Here is a 17,539-nt window from a genome sequence, read left to right as displayed (position 1 = left end):
AGTTGCCCTTCACAGGGAAATACTCTCAGTCCCTACTTACACAGGCACGCTAATCAAGACGGAGTGGATTCAATTTTCAAAGAACAGGTAGCTTTATTATAGATAAGAGTAGTTGAAATTTTTATCACATTTTTGGAGTTATTGGAATAAAAAAAGCAACTCACTGCTTTACTAATGAGTTACTTTTGTACTAAAATATTTGTTGCATAATTTCCCTAATAACCTGAACAGAGTTATCAAATGAGATATCTTTAGCATACTTAAATTGGCGTTGATAACGAATCCATAGCTCTTTCTGATAATCAGAAATTTCAATTCCTCTCACTTGTTCTTCCCAATTATAAATAGTATCTTTACTTTTACGTTTTTCTGCCGTATTTTCAAGTGCATTTTTTAATACTTCAAGATTAATCTCTTCTTTTCTAAGTTTATACAAAGTGAAAAGATCATATCGATCACGTGGTCGTGTCGAAGCTAAGCCTCTACTAATGATCGTTTCTAACTTTTCAGCAAGTACAGTCTCTAGATTATATGTCCATATCTTGATGCTTTCATTAGTAAAGATAGAAGTCATTGAATAAGTAATTTCTCTTGGTGTGATCTTATCACCAGTAGTAATATCAATAAAAACAACCTCCTTTAATGTATCAAAAGTTGCATTTAATTTTAATGAAAATCCTCCATATTCATCATCTTGGCGAATAGGTTCTAGCTTATCTACTGAAAATGAAAATCCATCAGTTTTAGAACAAAGAATCTCTTCAAAGATATGAATCAAATTTTCTCTGCTCATTTCAGTTCCCTTCAGAGTAACATCTAAATCCATTGTGGTTCGCTTATCTAGTCCAATCATTTGACCTATTAGATACCCTCCTTTTACAATGAAGGAATCTCTGTAAGAACTAGTAGAAATCAGCTTTAACACTTGCTCAATTAAATAATGTTGTTGTACTTGTTGAGCTGGAATTCCCTTATCTTTTGAGATATTTTTGATTTTTGCTTTAAAGCTATTCGCATTTGAAAACATTAAGATAGCACCTCCGTATAAGATTGTAACTTATCAGTTACTTTAAATAGCTGGGCATAATAAAATAATTTGTGTAAATGAATTTGATTTTGTTGAAAATATTTTTTAAACGCTGGTGCAATAATTTGAAGATCCACCTTATGAACTGGTCTTAGACATTCAACCAAAACTCGTTCAACTTCATAAACTTTAATAAATTGACCAGGAAGACGCTCTATTTCAATAATTCCTTCACTATAGTGAGAACGTAAGATAATAGGACATATATCTGCTTCCTTAATGTTTTTGGTATTCGTACCATAAGGAAAACTCATCGTCATGTTAAAAGGGATAGTCAAAGATAAACCATGTAACCAAAGTGCTGTCTCCAAAGAAAAGATTCCCTTTGGAAATCGATACTGAAGGACAAACCACTCATCTAAATAAATATCAGGTAAGCGATATAACCCTTTTTCTTCAGCATCGATTTTTCCTTCTTTAACCATTTTTAATAAGGTTTTGTAGTGTAAATTTTCATCCATTACTTGTTTAAAAGTTAAAAAACCATACTGATTGAAAGAGTTCATCAGTTTCTCTCTTTTATCAACCATATCATTCTCCTTTCTTGGAAACAAAATACTAACATCTTCTATATATGTTAGCATTTTATTTCTTTAAAATCAATTCATTTAGTTTTTTTATTTCAAAATCAATCCATACGTAAGACAGACCAGCTATTATTAAAGAAAAAATAAGATATAGACTGATAGGTTCCACACCAAATGTAGCCCCATACTTCAGGAAACTAAGAAAACGACTCCCAAAGAAGTCGCATTCATCGAAAATTGGATTAATAACTATCCTAAAAAATGCTTGCACTACAAGTCTCCTAGAGAATTTCTTCTTGGTTGCTAACTTGAACTTGAAATTTGGCGTTTTCTTCTTGATGTCCGCATCAAAAAGAGAGAATCAAGTTGATTCCCTCTCTATGTTAGTTTTTACTTATTTTCCCTATAGGAAAGCTAGGATCTATTAAAAAATTCTTTTTTCTGTGAACTTCCCCATCTTTCGATAAATAGAATCCCCACTAACAAAAGGATAATCAGGCAAGGAAGTAAGATCATCCCCATGCTCCAATTTAGATTGACATTATCAATTTGCTTAGGTAGTCTTCCAGATAAAATCTCTACTGAACGCAAGTAAGTAAAGGGAATCAGATGGGCAATACTCTGAAGAGGCTGAATGGTTTGGATACCAAACAACAAGCCAACAATCCCAATGAGGGAAAGAAAGAGGACAGGCATTTTTTGCTTGAAAAAGTAAGCAATCAAGTAGACGACTTCCACAATGACGATAAAAGCTAAGAAAGCTAAGAGCAAGCTAGGAAATAACACATCTTGTATTTTTCCAATAGTCACCTCTTGATTCGTTAAGCTATAGATTGGATAGGGATAATCTAACTGTCCAAAACCACTTATCAGACTTCCCGCTAGAAAAGAAAATCCACAGATTCCGATAAACAGCACAGTTACATATCCCACTCCAACTCCAAGAGAGGACATGGCAAATGTCACTTTTGAAAAAGGATATAACTGAGCTGTATCGAGATGATTTTGATATCTTTCTGCGAACAGTTGTGTTAGCATAAAAATAATAGCAACCACAAACAAGGTTGGGATGATTACCTCTAAAATCCAGACAATCTGATCAATCCCGTGGGTAGGAAACTCCAAAGTATGTGCTTTTATGTTCAAAGGATACAGGGCTTGGTAAATCTTCCGTTCACGGTCAACCCCCATTTTTAATTCAGAGCTAGAAGTCGGGTCATTTGATACAAATTCATAATTCTTCTCTTCATCTTGCCACTGCAAATAGTAGGCTTCTTTCCAGCGCCCTTCTTTTAATAAAGTCAGAATTTCTGTCTTTCGCGTCAAAAGATTTTTTTGCAAGTCTAAATCACTTTTAGCAATCTGGTATTCCTCCGAGCTGGTGTCAGACATTTGGGAGAGCTTCTCTTCATTTTCATTGATAGCTCTCTCGTTGGCTGCAATACGAGTTTCCAACCTGCTCTCCAAGCTGAATGAGTTTGCAGTCCGACTATTGAAATAAAAGGTAACACCGAGTACAGATGCAAATAAAAGTAAGATAATCCAGTTTAAACGACTTTTGAAAACTTTCTTTAACAAAAATAGGCTAACATCTTTCATAAACTAAACCTCTTCTATCTGCCCCTGATGAATGGTTACCATGCTATCGCAAATCTCCACTAACTCCTCTTTGTAGTGGGAACTCAAAAGAACCAGCTGTTCTTGCCTATTGATTTGTGCCAATCTATCAAAAAACTTCTGTCGATAATACTCGTCTAAACCATTGGTAATCTCATCCATGAGCCAGCATTTCGCTTGACTCAGGAAATACATGGCAATCACCAAGCGTTGCTTCATCCCTAAGGAATACTTGCGGATGGGAAGGCTGATATAGTCAGACATTTCCCAGTAGGTGATTTCATCCCTCAAGTTTAGGTCTGACTTCCAGATATTTTTTATGAGACAAAGGTAGTCCATCCCACTTAAGTTTCCATCCAACCATTCAACGCTCTCATAATAAAATAAAGAAGGAGAGGCTGCGATATGTCCACTACTAAGGGGAAGCAGCTTGCTCATAGCTCGGAATAGGGTCGTCTTCCCAGAGCCATTGATAGCAAGAAGGCCATAAATCCTACCCTTTTTAAAGGTGAAATCCGCATCTTGCAAGATGACTTGTCGCGTTTTTAAGGTAACATGAGTAAGAGTTAACATATCCAGCCCTCCTTTTTCTCACTCTTTAAGGATTAATAACCTCCAGTATAGTTGTTTATGACCTCATAACGATAGAAATTCCAGCCATAACCAACTTTATACTCAGAATAGCTATAATAATGAGACCATTCCGGAATGACCTTATATCTATGTAAATGGTAATTCATACTATACCTATAGAAGAGATTCCAATCATACCGATAACTTTTAAGAACACTCTCAGCAGATACACTAGACTGAAAAAGACCAATAGATAACAAACTAGCTAATAAAACAACTTTTGCTGATTTTTTCATGGTTTTCACCTCGCTAATTTATTTACTTCCGAAAGCGCTTTAATTATATCATTTTTTTATCTGTTATGCAATAGTTTTTTGGATTTATTTTAATAATATATAACATTCGTAACTTCTCAAAATAACTCCCATTGTCTGTAGCAACTGTCCAAAAAAGAGGACGGATTGTGGGAAACTGGAAGTTAGATTTAGAAGCTACCTAAATAAATCAGGTCACCTATTTTAAAAAAGCAGCAAACTATAAGCTAGTAGGTTCCACACCAAATGTAGCCCCATACTGCCCCATAAGTCAGATTTATAGCGCACCATACCTAAAAACATCCCCAATGAAACATATAAACACCAAGCTAGAATGGTTCCTGGATGATGAGCTAAGGCGAACAAAACACTTGTCAAAGCAACTCGAATATCTAATTTTCTAACCAAGTTCCATAAAATTTCTCGATACAGAAATTCTTCAACCATACTCGCATTGATTAAAAACAATAAAAATGAAAACCAAGGAACTTGATGTTGAAGGCCAATTAAGTTTGCTTGATTCGTGGTTCCTTGAGCATGGATTAGGCTAAAACATAGACTTATAATCATTAGGCTAGCTAATCCAATACCAAGCCATTTCATCCTAGATTTCATATCGATTTTATGCGCTTGTTTACGTTGACCATACATCCATAAAAAAGAAATGAGCGACGCACAATAAAAAATCTGTAGTATAGTTAACTCACCGATACAAAGCAATTTCAGTAAGTATAGGGATAGCAATAGGACATTAACTTGTTGGAATATATAAACTGGAATTATTCTTTTCATAGTTACCTCCGAAATAAATCTTCATAATCTAAATCTAATACCTGCACAATCCTTTCTACCCATGGACTTTGAGGCATTCGTTGTTCCATCTTATAGTGGCGAATCTTTTGATACAGACGATTCAATTCACTTGGATAGTGAAACTCTCCCGCAAACATTTTTCTGGTTAACTCAATCCAGCTAATATTTCTTTCAGCCAAAATAATGGACAAGTTCTCCCAAAATCGTTCAGCCATATTGCTTCTCCTTTAGTTAGATAAATAATGTGTTTGTGCCATGTAAATCAATTGTTTCGTATCTCTTGGCAATAAAGCTCTAGCCTCCTCCAGATTCAGATTTGGATAAACTCGCTTATTTGAAACCGCAAGAGGAAGTCTGATGGTTAGTTCAGGATTTTTTAATATCATTTCGATGAAATCTGTTAATTTTAGGTTATCTCGATTCTTAAAACGTAATAAATTTGGAGATAAAAACTCGAAACAATCTGAAGAATAGCTCATCATCTCAATTAATTTGTCCTTTGTCATTTCAGAAACTGAATGACAAGATACCTCGATGCCATAGTTTTGGAAGAAGTCTAAAAGAAGTTGATTTCTTTGGCTATTTTTACTTAGATAGAGATCAATCATGGGAGACCTCCCAAAGATTCGGTTCCATTTGATATTCTGAAACGATTAAGGAATCTAATAAATTTGAGAAGTTAACTGATTTCTTGTCTTCATCATAAGCTTTTACAGTTACTTGGGTTGTAAGTATTCCCTCTTTTCCCTCGGCTCGATAGCCTTGCCCATATAAAACAAAAACAAGATTATGATTATCATCTACAAAGGCATCAGCTCCGTTCTTTATATCCTGACTTTCAAGGAATTCCATAATGTTTTGAAGATAGGATTCATAAAATAGTGGGTAATTGTGTTTTTTATGGTAATAATCTAAAAATTTTACTTCAAACTCACATGGATAATTGGGCATCAAAAATATTTGTTCATCCAATTGCATCATTTCTGCATCATGTAATTCTGTTTCTAATTCATCACAATATAGTATTGACTCTTTATTTAATGCTTTCATCTTTTTCCTCTATTTCTTTTAATTTCTTTGCGATTGCGGCAATCACAGGAACGGTTACACTATTACCAGCTTGTTTATAGAGCTGACTATTACTAGAGACTTTTCTAGCAGCTTCAAAAGCCCAATCAGGAAAACCCTGCAGGCGAAAACACTCTTTAGGAGTGATTCGTCGTATTCTCAAACGGTAAAATTGTCCATCTATTAAGACACCGGCTACATGATAAACTTGCTTATCTTCTCCTTCATAGCTAGCAACTACTACTCCCATTTGCCCACTAGTTGTTAACGTATTCGCTATACCTTTTCCAACTCTACCACGACGATACTGAGAACTTGGTCTTTCTAAATTGATTGAATCCCCAATTTCTGCTTGAGCATATCCTTTTTTCGTTGCTTCCCGTACTTTTAGAAATTGGATTGGTTCTGGAATTAGTATTTTGGGGATTTTATCTCCACCTTGCATTGTAGTCAGTGTTGGAGATAAGCCCTCACTTCCATAGACGCGACCAGTTTCCTTAAAACTAGTTGGTAAATCTCCAACAACGACAATACCATGGCGATCCTGAGTATTTAAAGTAAACATTGGCTCTTGATTATCCTTGAAACGTCTACCATTTTGTCTCTTTTCTAATCTGTCTGGTGTAATGCAAGGAATCGCAACTTTAAATCCTTCTCCTTTTCCACGAACTAAGGTTGGCGCAAGACCTTCTGAATAATAGACTTTACCACTCATTCCACTTCTTGATGGATTCAAATTCCCTAGTGCTTTCAAAGTCTCAGAGTTAGTTGCTTGACCTTCTCGTCTGAAAGGAAATAAGAGTCTGGTACCTTTCTTTCTAGAATGTCCGATAATAAACACCCTCTCTCTGTTTTGGGGAACGCCAAAATCCTTACTGTTAAGCACCTGCCACTCAACATCAAACCCCAACTCATCAAGTGTGGTAAGGATTGTGGTGAACGTCCGTCCCTTATCGTGATTGAGTAGGCCTTTAACATTTTCAAGAAAAAGAAAACGTGGTTGGATTTGTTTGGCCGCCCGAGCAATTTCAAAGAACAAAGTTCCTCTAGTATCTTCAAATCCCAATCGTCTTCCTGCGATTGAAAATGCTTGACAAGGGAATCCCCCACAGATGACATCGACTTTCCCTCTAAGTTTTTTAAATTCGTCATCTGAAACATCTCGTATGTCATGAAATTCTATTTCTCCTTTCGTTTGAAAAATGGACTTATAAGATTCTCTAGCAAATTTATCAATCTCACAAAATCCAATACACTCGTGTCCGACACTTTCCATTCCTAGTCGAAAACCACCGATACCTGAAAATAAATCAATAAATTTCATTTCTTTATCACCCCTTTCTGATCGACTATCAATGTCCGAATAGTCACACCACTTGAAATGACAATAAGCATAACTAATATCCACTCGATTGGCGACATTTTAACCACCTCCTTTTCTAACACGGTTGTTCCAAACGGAATATAGACCATTAAACACAAATTCAGCAAGCACTTCCGCACGTCTAACAAAGCGAACATTGTCAAGAGCATACTGATAGATTCTCTCAAAATCCGTCATAGCAATTTCACTGGCTGTTTCAGAAAAACCTTCTCGTCTAAATTGATCTTGTACCAATCCCCAAATATAATCTCGATCATATTTTGTGACCTTTTCTACTTTTCTTTTCAAGATAGGTTTAGTATTCCTATCCTCCTCATCCTCAATAAATAAAGAATCAGTCTCACTATATTTAGTCTCACTAACTTCAGTCTCACTAGGGGCTGAAAATGAGACGGGGGCCGTTTCATTTTCAACCTGCCCTAGTCTTTTTTTAACACTAGCCCTGTTTGAATTACCTACTGGGGTAGAAGATAATTCCCCTAAATAAATCTTATTAGCTAGTCTTCCTTTCTCACTTGAAGACTGTTGGACTTCATCAATTAGGTCATATTCTTTAAGAATTTTTTTGATGGACAGTAATTTTGACTTCGAACAACCTAACAGCCTCATCAGTTTAGAATTAGAAAATACTAAATAGACTGCTCCTTCTTCATCTATCCAACCACGACTAAGAGATAATTCTAAACGATCTTTTAAAATAGAATAAGCCACCTTTACTTCTAGTTTCATATCCATATATTTCTCATCCTCAAAAAGAATTTTAGGTAATTTGTAATATCGTTCTGAAGTTTGGTATTGATTTGCGGTAATTCGTTTCATAGCTCACCTCCAAGTTCTTTGAGTGTTAAATCTCCGCTTGATTCCAAGCGAACCAAGCCACTTTTTTCCAATTCAGCCATAAGAGATATGGCTTCAACAATGTCAATTCCCATTTCACGTACTAAAAATGAAATGACAATATAGCGTGATGATTGTAATTCTTTTGTCATTTTCCCTCCTGAAAATAAAAAAAGGAGAACAATATACAATTGTTCTCTCTTTAGATAAATATTTATTGTTGTATTCATTTTTCCGATGCGCAAACGACATCTACAAATACATATACATCTATGTGCCTTTTTAGGACTTTTCTGACGTCAAAATTGCCTTTATCTACAAAGACAAAATGCTTGTAAAATAGCTTAAAATCAAGGATTTTCACCCTTTTTTTCGTTGTAGCAACACTACACACTCCACGTGATGCGTTTGAGGAAATAAATCCACTGGCTGAACTTTCTTCAACTCATATCCCAATTCTTGGTAGAGTTTGATATCACGCGCCATGGTGGCGACATTACATGAGATATAGGCGATGCGGTCGGCTCCTGTTTGGCTACTTGCCTTGATAAAGCTTTCTGTGAGTCCTTTTCTTGGTGGGTCCACTAGTATAAGGCTTGGTTGAATTCCATCTTTAAGCCAATTTTTCATAGCATTTTCAGCTGTGTCACAAACATAGTGGGCATTTGAAATATTGTTTAGCTGAGCATTCTTTTTGCTATTCTCAACCGCTTCTGGAATCACTTCGACACCATAGACTTCCTTGACATGTTTCGCAACAGAAAGACCAATCGTCCCGATACCAGAATAGGCATCAATGATCACATCGTCTTCTTTTAATGCAGCAAAGTCAATGGCTGTTTGATAAAGCTTCTCTGCCATTTGAGTATTGACTTGGTAAAAAGCGGGTCCAGCGATTTGGTAGTCATTTCCCAACATCTGATCAGTGATAAAGTCTTGTCCATAAAGTGTGCGCCACTCCTTACCAAAAATCGCATTTGTATTCTGGTCGTTGATATTTTGCATAACAGACACAATCTCTGGAAACTGCTTGATTAGTTGATCAATCAATTGTTCCACACGGAAAACTTTAGGACGAGTAGTTACCAAAATCACCATGATTTGTCCTGAGTAGTGGCCACGACGCACCACAAGATTCCGAATCAAGCCAGCTTGTTCCTTTTCATCATAAGGTTTCAAATCATAACGGCGGAGCAAGTCTCGTAGGGCTATTACTACCTCATCAATCACAGGATCCTGGATAAAGAAATCTTCTAGAGGCATGAGGTCATGCGAATTCTTACGGAAAAATCCTGTTTCCAAGACACCATTTACTCGACGAACAGGCACCTGAGCTTTGTTGCGATATTTGACTGGATTTTCCATGCCAAGCGTTTCAGCAACCTCTACATCTGCAATTCCAGCAATCTTGTATAGACTATCCTTAACTTGCTTGGTTTTAAACTTGAGCTGTTCTGGATAGGCAAGATGACCTAAATCCGCGATTCCTGAACGCAGGTAAGCCAAATCTAGATCTTGATTACGGTATGGTGATTGGACAAGGTATTCTTCAACTTTCCCAAAACCAATCTTTTTATTGACCTTGAGGACACGCATGAGGATTTTTTCACTCGGTAAAGCATTCTCGACAAAAAAGACCAAACCATCAACCTTGGCAACTCCTGCCCCTTCATGGGTCAAGTCGACAATTTCAACTTCTACAATATCATTTTTCTTTAACATTCTCTTCTCTTTCTATTGGCCGATAAAAAAGACGGCAACGTTACGGTTACCATCTATTATACCATGAAATTTCTTAAGAACCAAAACTCTTGAAGAAGTTGACAATGGCTTGCCAGAGGGAGCTTAGGAAATTGCCGCCGTCCTCTAGCGCCTTATCCGCATCAAAGTTAAGGTTGATATTTTTAAAACTGTCGCCAGCTTGTGAAACAATACTTTGTTTCAGGTCATTCAGGGTTTTAGTGAAGTCTGCATTGCTGAGGATATCACTCTTTGAGAGATTCAAAGCAAAATTGATGATAATATTGATCTGGTTTCCTGTTATAACCTGATCAAGTTTGTAATTTTTCAAGGTATCTTCAACAATTTTACGGACATCTTCCTCTGTCAGATTTCCCTTACTTTCTTTAGCTTTGGCGAGTGCTGACTTGATATCAGCTAGGGCAACATTTAATTTATTAGCATCATAGCCTGACTTGTCCTTGTTTTCAGCATTGATATCGGACAAGGCCTTCAACTCTTCTTGAGCCAAATCTTTGTTGGCTTGTGGCACCTTGGCTCCATTAGCTTCAAGTGAATAGTAAATCCCTGCTAAGGCACTCTCACCTGTAACTGGAATGGGTGCTGCTACAGTGATTTTGGCGTGTTCCACACCCAAAGTTACGGCCGCATTGCGGTACATATCCTGCGTCACCTTAGTGATGTTTTCTGGTGTTTCAATCTTGACCTCAAGTGGCGACTTGTCACCTAGCTTTTGAATCTTGGCTGATGAATACAGTTGTAAGCTAGAGTCATTTGCCACATTCATAATCTTAGAATAGACATCAGGTGTCATGGTCTTGAGTTCTTTGGTGTCTGTTGAGGCATTGTAGCCTAGTTTTTTAAGGGTTTGATTTTTTTGATCTTCAGACAATGATGAACCTAGGACATATTCAGGTTGAACATAGGTTTCATCGATGACTTTTTGAACATCTGTTGCTGCATGGGCGCTATTCAAAGCTGTTACTGCCCACAAGACCGCAGCACTGGTCAGAAAGAGTTTCTTTCTCATAGGGAATTCCCTCCTTTACCTTTCTAGAGTAATATATCTATCTTAAAGAAAACTTATAGCAAAAACACCTGGACTAGCCAGATGTCGAAAAGAGAGTGAAAGTTTTAATGATGTAAAGGTTGAGTTGCACCTGTCTAGAATAATAATAGTTTCCTCCATTTACATAGAGTTCGGCTCCATGAAAAATGGAAATGGGATGAACATAACTATAAGTCTTTCCAGTGGTATTGCCAAGCAAGGGAGCAACGGTCTCACGAGAGTACTGTTTGGCCAGAGCCAAGGTATTTTCCTTGCCATTTTGGGCGATAAAATCGATATAGGCAGGTCCAAAATTATAGGCTTGAACAGCCGTCCAAACATCTACCCCCTTCTTCTGGGCCAGATAAAGATTATCTGTCAGAGTTTGAATGCCTTGCCGAATGCTAGAGGCATTATCATTGATAGTGTTGGTGGAACCACTTGCAGATTCACTAGACTGCATAACATCGCCTTCTTTTCCTTTTGTTTCAGTATAAATCATAGCGAGCACAAGCTCTTCGTTTGCTGGGGTGTCTTTTTCACTCAAGATTTCTCGCACCATGGGTTGATAGGTCATGACTTGCTTGACATCCTGGTGAACGCGGTAAGCTTTATAGCCCGCAAAAAGGAAGACTGCTAGTACAAGCACTCTTCGAATTCGTTTAAACATTATTTACTTTGGATATCCTCGATATTTTTGATTAAGATAGAGTAGGTTCCATTGTCGTTTTGGATAAACTCAACAGACTCGGCGTCTTGATAGACGTTATTGGGAACGATGAGCTCAATTCCATTTGACAAGGAGAGTTTTTGGTTTTCAAATTTCTTTAATTGGCGACTGGCATCAATTTCATCAAATTGAACAGGCTCTGGTACAGCTTCCTTGACTTGATCAATAAAGCTCAAACGAGCCGTCAGATTGTTGTCAAAAAGGTCGTTAGCCAATTTCTCAGGAGATAATTCATTGCTTTCTTCTAAGTTATTGAAAATCGCTGATTTGACCTTAGATTGAAATTGAAAATCATCTGTATTAAAAGATTCAGCAATCCTCTGAGCTGTTTTTTCCAGTTCTTTGATAGATTTCTTAGGAGAAATCTTAGGAGCGACAGCAAGAAGATTATCTGAAAAATAGTTCAAAAAAGTCCCATTGTACTTGATTCGTTTTTCAATCAGATGGTACTTGCGACTCTGAAGATTGACCACCAAGGCTTCGTCAGCACCCGTTCCAAATCCAGGCAGGTTATTCTGAGTTAGCTTGATTGGATTATCAACTTCTCCTCCGAGGTGGGTCAATGTCTCCCGCAGGGCAATTCGTAAGAAAGCGAAATGTTCTACACCTTCTTTAGAAAATTGCACAAAAATCAAGTCATTAGTCTTGAGATTTTCGGAAATGCTGAACTCCTCTTTCCAGAGATTAGCCAGTGTGACTGATGTCTCCAACAAATCGTCTGTGATGTGATTGAAGAAGGGATTTTCTTCTTCGAAAATCCCAGTCTTAGCTTCATCTGAATACACACGTTCAATTTTTTTACGCAAGTATTCTTCGATTTTTGGAGTGATATTGAGAAACTTATCCGCTAGAAACAGCTCGGTATCATCCGGACTGAACTGATGGATAATGGCTTTCTTAATATAAATGTCCATAAAAATTTTAGTCCTCGTATAATGGGAAGGCATCTGTCAATGCTTTGACTGCACTTCTCACTTCTTCTAATACAGCCTCATTTTCTGCATTCTTAAGGGTTTTAATGATGAGTTCAGCCACTTTGCGACTTTCTTCTTCACCAAATCCACGTGCAGTAATGGCTGCAGATCCGATACGAATACCACTTGTCTTGAATGGTGATAAGGTTTCGTAAGGGATTGAGTTTTTATTTAGGGTAATATTGACTTCATCCAGCAAGTTTTGAGCAACTTTTCCGTTTTCTACAACCTTAGTCACATCCACTAGGAAGAGGTGGTTTTCAGTCCCCCCAGAAATGATACGGAAATCAGGATCTTGCAAGAAGACTTCTACCATAGCCTTGCTGTTTTTGATAACATTGGCAGCATATTCCTTGAAGGCTGGATCCAAAACTTCTTTGAAGGAAACTGCCTTAGCAGCAACAACATGCTCCAAAGGACCGCCCTGAATACCTGGGAAAATAGCTGAATTGATTTTCTTAGCAAGTTCTTCGTTATTAGTCAAAATCAAACCACCACGAGGTCCACGAAGGGTTTTGTGAGTCGTTGTTGTAGTGATATGAGCGTATGGTACCGGACTTGGGTGTAAACCAGCAGCAACCAAACCAGCGATATGGGCCATATCCACCATAAGCTTAGCCCCAACGGCATCTGCAATTTCACGGAATTTTGAAAAATCGATAATTTGAGAATAGGCTGACGCACCAGCTACAATCAGTTTTGGTTTTACTTCTTGGGCTTGTTTCAAGATAGCATCAAAGTCCAAGAGTTCCGTTTCAGGGTCAACACTATAAGACACAAAGTTGTAGGTTTGACCTGAGAAGCTGACAGGAGCTCCGTGAGTCAAGTGTCCACCTGCTGCCAAATCCATCCCCATAACCGTATCACCTGGCTCAATCAAGGCCATGTAAGCCGCACAGTTGGCCTGGCTTCCTGAGTGAGGTTGTACATTGGCAAATTTTGCACCGAAAATTTCTTTTGCGCGTTCAATGGCTAGAGATTCTACCACATCTACCACATCAGTTCCACCATAGTAACGGCGGCCTGGGTAGCCTTCGGCGTATTTATTCGTCAAGATAGACCCTTGAGCTGCCATAACAGCCTTGGAAACTACGTTTTCCGAAGCAATCAACTCAATGTTGTTTTGTTGGCGTTCTTCTTCTTTGGCAATAGCATTCCAGAGATCAGCATCATATGCTTTAAAATCATCTTTGTCAAAAATCATAGGTCTTCTCCTTTTATTGTGTGACTAGTCCATTAGTTTAATTTTCTTATTAGAAAATTAAACTAAAAGATGCGAATAAACCGTTTCTGCATTTTATCACAAGTATAACCAATTTTTTCATAAAATGCGTGAGCACCCAGACGATGGTCGGCAGAGTTTAAGCGGATAAAGCCATAACCACGTCTTTTTGCTTCTTCTTCCAACCCTTGTAATAAGCTTTTACCAATACCTTGACCTTGCGCTTGAGGTGAAACTGCTAAGGCTAAGATATTAAATCCTGCTTTAGAATAGAGGGATTCGTAAACTTCAGCGTGGACATAACCAAGTAAGACATGACTAGCTGCATCCTCATAGCCAAGAAGGAAATGATGGGAATCCTGAGATAGTCTAGCTAATTGACTAGCCGTTTCCTCTGGACTAAAAGAATAGCCCAAAGCCTCTTGGTTGATGTCACATATAGCTTTCACATCTGTTTCTTGCAAATCTCTTAACATTTTATTCCTCCTCAAAAGAAATCTCTGGCAACTGAGTGAGAATATCTTCTCGCCTAATGGTCCCTTGGCGTAAGATTTTCACCTTATCTCCAGACAAATCCAAAATAGTTGAATCCTGTCCAGTTAGAAAAGCATCGTCTTCCAGCCCCAGAACCTCTTGGTCAAAATCCTCTAGAATTTGATTAAAGGTCACTCCACTTGCCTGACCTGAAATATTGGCAGACGGCCCAATCAAGGGACCTGTCTCTCGAATCAAATCAAGGGTAATGGGATGACTAGGCATCCGAAATCCAACAGTTGCAAGACCAGAATTGACCCAATAGGGAACTCGGTCATTGGCTTCGAGAATGATGGTTAAGGGACCTGGCAAAAAGGTCTCTACAAGTTTTTGCAGATAAGATGGCTGATTCTTAGAAAAGTTCAAGATGTCCTCTAGAGAGGCGATATTGAGATTTAGTGCCTTATCTCTAGGACGACGTTTGAGCTGGTAAACATGGTCAACTGCTTTTTCGTCTAGAGCCTTGGCAAAGAGACCGTAAACCGTCTCTGTAGGTAAAACGACCGCTCCACCCTTTTCCAACTCTTGTCTAATCCTGTCCATCATCAATTACAACCATCCTATCTTGACCAAACTGGTCCTTGAGCGTTCGTACTCGTTTTTCAGGAAGATGTTTCCTAAAAAGTTCAGGAACACTTTGACCTTGCTTGTATCCAATTTCAAGGTAAATCTTACCACCATCTTTGAGATAGTCTTTTGCATCTTCCGCAATTCTACAGTAAATAGCTAGGCCATCCTCGTCTGCAAAGAGAGCTAGATGAGGTTCCGAATGCAAGACATTCAAGCCAACCTCTGACTCATCTTCACGAGAGATATAGGGTGGATTGGATACAATTATATCATATTTTTCAGAAATTTCTGCAAAACAATCAGATTTTTTAAAAAATATATTAAGTTTTTGATTTTTAGCATTCTCGGACGCAAGGTTAAGAGCCTCTTGGGAAATATCTGCTGCCGTCACCGACCAAGCTGATCTGTTTTTTGCTAATGCAAGGGCAATGGCTCCACTACCTGTTCCGATATCCAGAACTGAAAAATTCGTCTCAGGATTTTCAGCCAGGATAAGCTCCACCAACTCCTCTGTTTCTGGACGAGGGATCAATACTCGCTCATCAACTTTTAACTGCATTCCATAAAAATCTGCCTGTCCAATGATGTACTGTGCCGGTTTATGAGTTGCTAACTGTTGGAAAATTTCTTTTACAAATACTTCTTCCTCTTCCGTCACTTCCTGCTGGAGGGCAAAAACGAAATCTGTAAAAGATAGATTTTTCAGGCTACGATAGACAAAAGAGAGGCTTTCAGCTTCCTCTCCTTGTCTTATCAACTCTTCTTCAAAATCTGAAAATAATTGAGCTAATTTCATTATTTGTTTAATTCTTCTAATTTTTGTGTTTGGTCATAGAGCACCAAGGCATCCACAACTTCGTCCAATTTACCAGACAAAATGGTATCTAGTTTTTGGAGAGTTAAGCCGATACGGTGATCTGTGACACGGTTTTGTGGGAAGTTATAAGTACGAATCCGTTCTGAACGGTCCCCAGTACCGATTGTCGACTTACGCTCAGCGTCTTGTTCATCCTGAGCAATCTGAGCAAAGTGGTCAGCAACACGGGCACGAATGATTTTCATGGCCTTCTCACGGTTTTTCTGCTGGGTACGTTCTTCCTGCATCTCAACCTTGATATTGGTTGGCAAGTGAACGATACGAACTGCTGTCGCAACCTTATTGACGTTCTGTCCCCCAGCACCAGAGGCGTGATAGATGTCGACACGAAGGTCTTTTGGATCAATATCGTATTCTACTTCTTCGACTTCAGGCATGACAAGAACTGTTGCTGTCGAAGTATGAACACGGCCTTGGCTTTCTGTCACAGGAACACGTTGCACACGATGAGCACCAGATTCGTACTTGAGTTTAGAGTAAACAGATTGCCCCGAAACCATGGCAACCACTTCTTTGAAACCACCGACACCATTCATAGAAGCCTCCATGACTTCAAAGCGCCAGCCTTGAGCTTCAGCATACTTTTGGTACATGGTTAGCAAATCTCCAGCGAAAAGTGCTGCTTCGTCTCCACCAGCAGCGCCACGGATTTCAAGGATGATATTCTTGTCATCGTTTGGATCTTTAGGAAGGAGCAAGATTTTCAGCTTTTCTTCGTATTCTTCTTTTTCAGCCTTGGCATCTTTGAGCTCTTGCTTGGCCATTTCTTCCAAGTCAGCATCTCCACCTGATTCCTTAATCATCTCTTCAGCGTCAACGATGTTTTGAAGGACTTGTTTGTATTCTCGATAAGCCGTCACTGTATCACGGCTTGAAGCCTCTTCTTTTGAGAGATCCATGAAACGCTTGGTGTCCGAAACCACATCTGGGTCACTGAGCAACTCTCCTAATTCTTCATAACGGTCTTCTACAGCTTGTAGTTGATCATAGATGTTCATTTTTCTTCATTCTCCTTATTGATTTCAGGGGCAAAATAATGTTTACGGCAAACTGAGATATAGGTTTCATTTCCACCGATCTGAATCTGCTCACCATCATAAACGGGCAGTCCATCCTGTGTTCGCAAAACCATAGTTGCCTTTTTCTTACAATACTGACAGATGGTCTTGATCTCATCGATTTTATCTGCTAAAAGCAAGAGATATTTGGAGCCTTCGAACAGTTCATTGCGAAAATCATTTTTCAAACCAAATGCCATGACGGGTGTATCTAACTCATCAACAACACGAGCTAGGTCGTAAACATGGTGACGCTTGAGAAACTGGGCTTCATCAACCAACACACAGTAAGGTTTTTCTGGTAAATCTCGGATATAACCGAAGATATCAGTTGTTTCCTCAATCGCAATGGCAGGGCGTTTCATACCGATTCGACTCGACACATAGCCAACACCGTCACGCGTATCAAGAGCTGAGGTCATAATCACAACACCTTTTCCTTGCTCCTCATAGTTATAGGCTACTTTAAGAATCTCGATTGTCTTACCAGAGTTCATGGTCCCATAACGATAATACAACTGTGCCATGTTTCTTGCTTCACGTCCATTTCTAAATTTTTGCTACAT

Annotated in this window: 22 protein-coding genes and 1 pseudogene; 1 reads left to right on the top strand and 22 read right to left on the bottom strand. The window is 38.5% G+C overall.

Annotated features, from left to right (window positions below):
- Positions 1–190: 190 nt before the first annotated feature.
- Both B7703_RS08180 and B7703_RS08175 read right to left on the bottom strand, forming a co-directional pair.
- On the bottom strand, positions 191–1,027 hold the full coding sequence (locus B7703_RS08180; protein ID WP_000492399.1) for a nucleotidyl transferase AbiEii/AbiGii toxin family protein: 837 nt from the start codon (positions 1,025–1,027) through the stop codon (positions 191–193).
- Positions 1,027–1,617 (bottom strand): type IV toxin-antitoxin system AbiEi family antitoxin domain-containing protein, encoded by a 591-nt coding sequence (locus B7703_RS08175; RefSeq protein WP_142358204.1) that lies wholly within the window; start codon positions 1,615–1,617, stop codon positions 1,027–1,029. The genes B7703_RS08180 and B7703_RS08175 overlap by 1 nt, the downstream gene beginning before the upstream one ends.
- A 193-nt stretch (positions 1,618–1,810) precedes the next feature.
- On the opposite strand from B7703_RS08175, the pseudogene B7703_RS09850 reads away from it, so the two are divergent.
- Positions 1,811–1,921: pseudogene (locus B7703_RS09850) on the top strand (IS30 family transposase); the annotation flags it as partial.
- A gap of 107 nt (positions 1,922–2,028) precedes the next feature.
- On the opposite strand, the gene B7703_RS08165 reads toward B7703_RS09850, so the two are convergent.
- The 20 genes from B7703_RS08165 to B7703_RS08070 form a co-directional block, all read right to left on the bottom strand.
- Positions 2,029–3,213 (bottom strand): hypothetical protein, encoded by a 1,185-nt coding sequence (locus B7703_RS08165; protein WP_049535367.1) that lies wholly within the window; start codon positions 3,211–3,213, stop codon positions 2,029–2,031.
- Between the two features lie 3 nt (positions 3,214–3,216).
- Positions 3,217–3,804, bottom strand: a complete 588-nt coding sequence (locus tag B7703_RS08160; RefSeq protein WP_084924391.1) for an ATP-binding cassette domain-containing protein — start codon at positions 3,802–3,804, stop codon at positions 3,217–3,219.
- A gap of 32 nt (positions 3,805–3,836) precedes the next feature.
- On the bottom strand, positions 3,837–4,100 hold the full coding sequence (locus B7703_RS08155) for a hypothetical protein (protein ID WP_084924390.1): 264 nt from the start codon (positions 4,098–4,100) through the stop codon (positions 3,837–3,839).
- A 222-nt stretch (positions 4,101–4,322) separates the two neighbouring features.
- Entirely contained in the window at positions 4,323–4,910 is a 588-nt protein-coding gene (locus tag B7703_RS08150) for a CPBP family intramembrane glutamic endopeptidase (protein WP_084924388.1), read from the bottom strand.
- A gap of 2 nt (positions 4,911–4,912) precedes the next feature.
- Positions 4,913–5,146, bottom strand: a complete 234-nt coding sequence (locus B7703_RS08145) for a hypothetical protein (RefSeq protein ID WP_000840776.1) — start codon at positions 5,144–5,146, stop codon at positions 4,913–4,915.
- Between the two features lie 12 nt (positions 5,147–5,158).
- On the bottom strand, positions 5,159–5,539 hold the full coding sequence (locus tag B7703_RS08140) for a thioredoxin domain-containing protein (protein ID WP_000566543.1): 381 nt from the start codon (positions 5,537–5,539) through the stop codon (positions 5,159–5,161).
- Entirely contained in the window at positions 5,532–5,981 is a 450-nt protein-coding gene (locus B7703_RS08135; protein ID WP_042751129.1) for a hypothetical protein, read from the bottom strand. The genes B7703_RS08140 and B7703_RS08135 overlap by 8 nt, the downstream gene beginning before the upstream one ends.
- On the bottom strand, positions 5,965–7,323 hold the full coding sequence (gene dcm, locus B7703_RS08130; protein ID WP_084924387.1) for a DNA (cytosine-5-)-methyltransferase: 1,359 nt from the start codon (positions 7,321–7,323) through the stop codon (positions 5,965–5,967). Before dcm ends, B7703_RS08135 begins: the two co-directional genes overlap by 17 nt.
- A 99-nt stretch (positions 7,324–7,422) precedes the next feature.
- A complete protein-coding gene (locus B7703_RS08125; protein ID WP_084924385.1) occupies positions 7,423–8,202 on the bottom strand; it encodes a replication initiator protein A in 780 nt (259 codons plus the stop codon).
- Positions 8,199–8,372, bottom strand: coding sequence for a hypothetical protein (locus B7703_RS08120; protein WP_084924384.1), 174 nt, complete (start codon positions 8,370–8,372; stop codon positions 8,199–8,201). Before B7703_RS08120 ends, B7703_RS08125 begins: the two co-directional genes overlap by 4 nt.
- 208 nt (positions 8,373–8,580) lie before the next feature.
- The gene (gene rlmD, locus B7703_RS08115) at positions 8,581–9,942 is read right to left on the bottom strand and encodes a 23S rRNA (uracil(1939)-C(5))-methyltransferase RlmD (RefSeq protein ID WP_084924382.1); all 1,362 of its coding nucleotides are present in this window, start codon (positions 9,940–9,942) and stop codon (positions 8,581–8,583) included.
- Positions 9,943–10,015: 73 nt separating this feature from the next.
- Positions 10,016–10,990 carry a DUF1002 domain-containing protein gene (locus B7703_RS08110; protein WP_061589708.1) on the bottom strand — a complete coding sequence of 325 codons (975 nt, stop codon included), beginning with the start codon at positions 10,988–10,990 and terminating at the stop codon, positions 10,016–10,018.
- A 73-nt stretch (positions 10,991–11,063) separates the two neighbouring features.
- Positions 11,064–11,678: a cell wall hydrolase Pmp23 gene (gene pmp23 / locus B7703_RS08105; protein WP_084924380.1), complete on the bottom strand. Its 615-nt coding sequence runs from the start codon at positions 11,676–11,678 to the stop codon at positions 11,064–11,066.
- Positions 11,678–12,652, bottom strand: a complete 975-nt coding sequence (locus tag B7703_RS08100; protein ID WP_000356101.1) for a nucleoid-associated protein — start codon at positions 12,650–12,652, stop codon at positions 11,678–11,680. The genes pmp23 and B7703_RS08100 overlap by 1 nt, the downstream gene beginning before the upstream one ends.
- A 7-nt stretch (positions 12,653–12,659) precedes the next feature.
- A complete protein-coding gene (glyA, locus tag B7703_RS08095; protein WP_084924376.1) occupies positions 12,660–13,916 on the bottom strand; it encodes a serine hydroxymethyltransferase in 1,257 nt (418 codons plus the stop codon).
- A gap of 62 nt (positions 13,917–13,978) precedes the next feature.
- Positions 13,979–14,410, bottom strand: a complete 432-nt coding sequence (locus B7703_RS08090; protein ID WP_084924374.1) for a GNAT family N-acetyltransferase — start codon at positions 14,408–14,410, stop codon at positions 13,979–13,981.
- 1 nt (position 14,411) lies between these two features.
- On the bottom strand, positions 14,412–15,014 hold the full coding sequence (locus B7703_RS08085; RefSeq protein WP_142358203.1) for an L-threonylcarbamoyladenylate synthase: 603 nt from the start codon (positions 15,012–15,014) through the stop codon (positions 14,412–14,414).
- Positions 14,998–15,834 carry a peptide chain release factor N(5)-glutamine methyltransferase gene (gene prmC / locus B7703_RS08080; protein ID WP_084924373.1) on the bottom strand — a complete coding sequence of 279 codons (837 nt, stop codon included), beginning with the start codon at positions 15,832–15,834 and terminating at the stop codon, positions 14,998–15,000. Before prmC ends, B7703_RS08085 begins: the two co-directional genes overlap by 17 nt.
- The gene (gene prfA / locus B7703_RS08075; RefSeq protein WP_050974110.1) at positions 15,834–16,913 is read right to left on the bottom strand and encodes a peptide chain release factor 1; all 1,080 of its coding nucleotides are present in this window, start codon (positions 16,911–16,913) and stop codon (positions 15,834–15,836) included. The genes prmC and prfA overlap by 1 nt, the downstream gene beginning before the upstream one ends.
- On the bottom strand, positions 16,910–17,500 hold the full coding sequence (locus B7703_RS08070; protein WP_084924371.1) for a thymidine kinase: 591 nt from the start codon (positions 17,498–17,500) through the stop codon (positions 16,910–16,912). Before B7703_RS08070 ends, prfA begins: the two co-directional genes overlap by 4 nt.
- Positions 17,501–17,539 lie beyond the last annotated feature (39 nt).

The sequence above is a fragment of the Streptococcus mitis genome, from assembly GCF_002096735.1.
Classification (GTDB): domain Bacteria; phylum Bacillota; class Bacilli; order Lactobacillales; family Streptococcaceae; genus Streptococcus; species Streptococcus mitis_CZ.
Note: the sequence above shows the minus strand (reverse complement) of the source record. Positions and strands in the feature narration are given on the sequence as shown.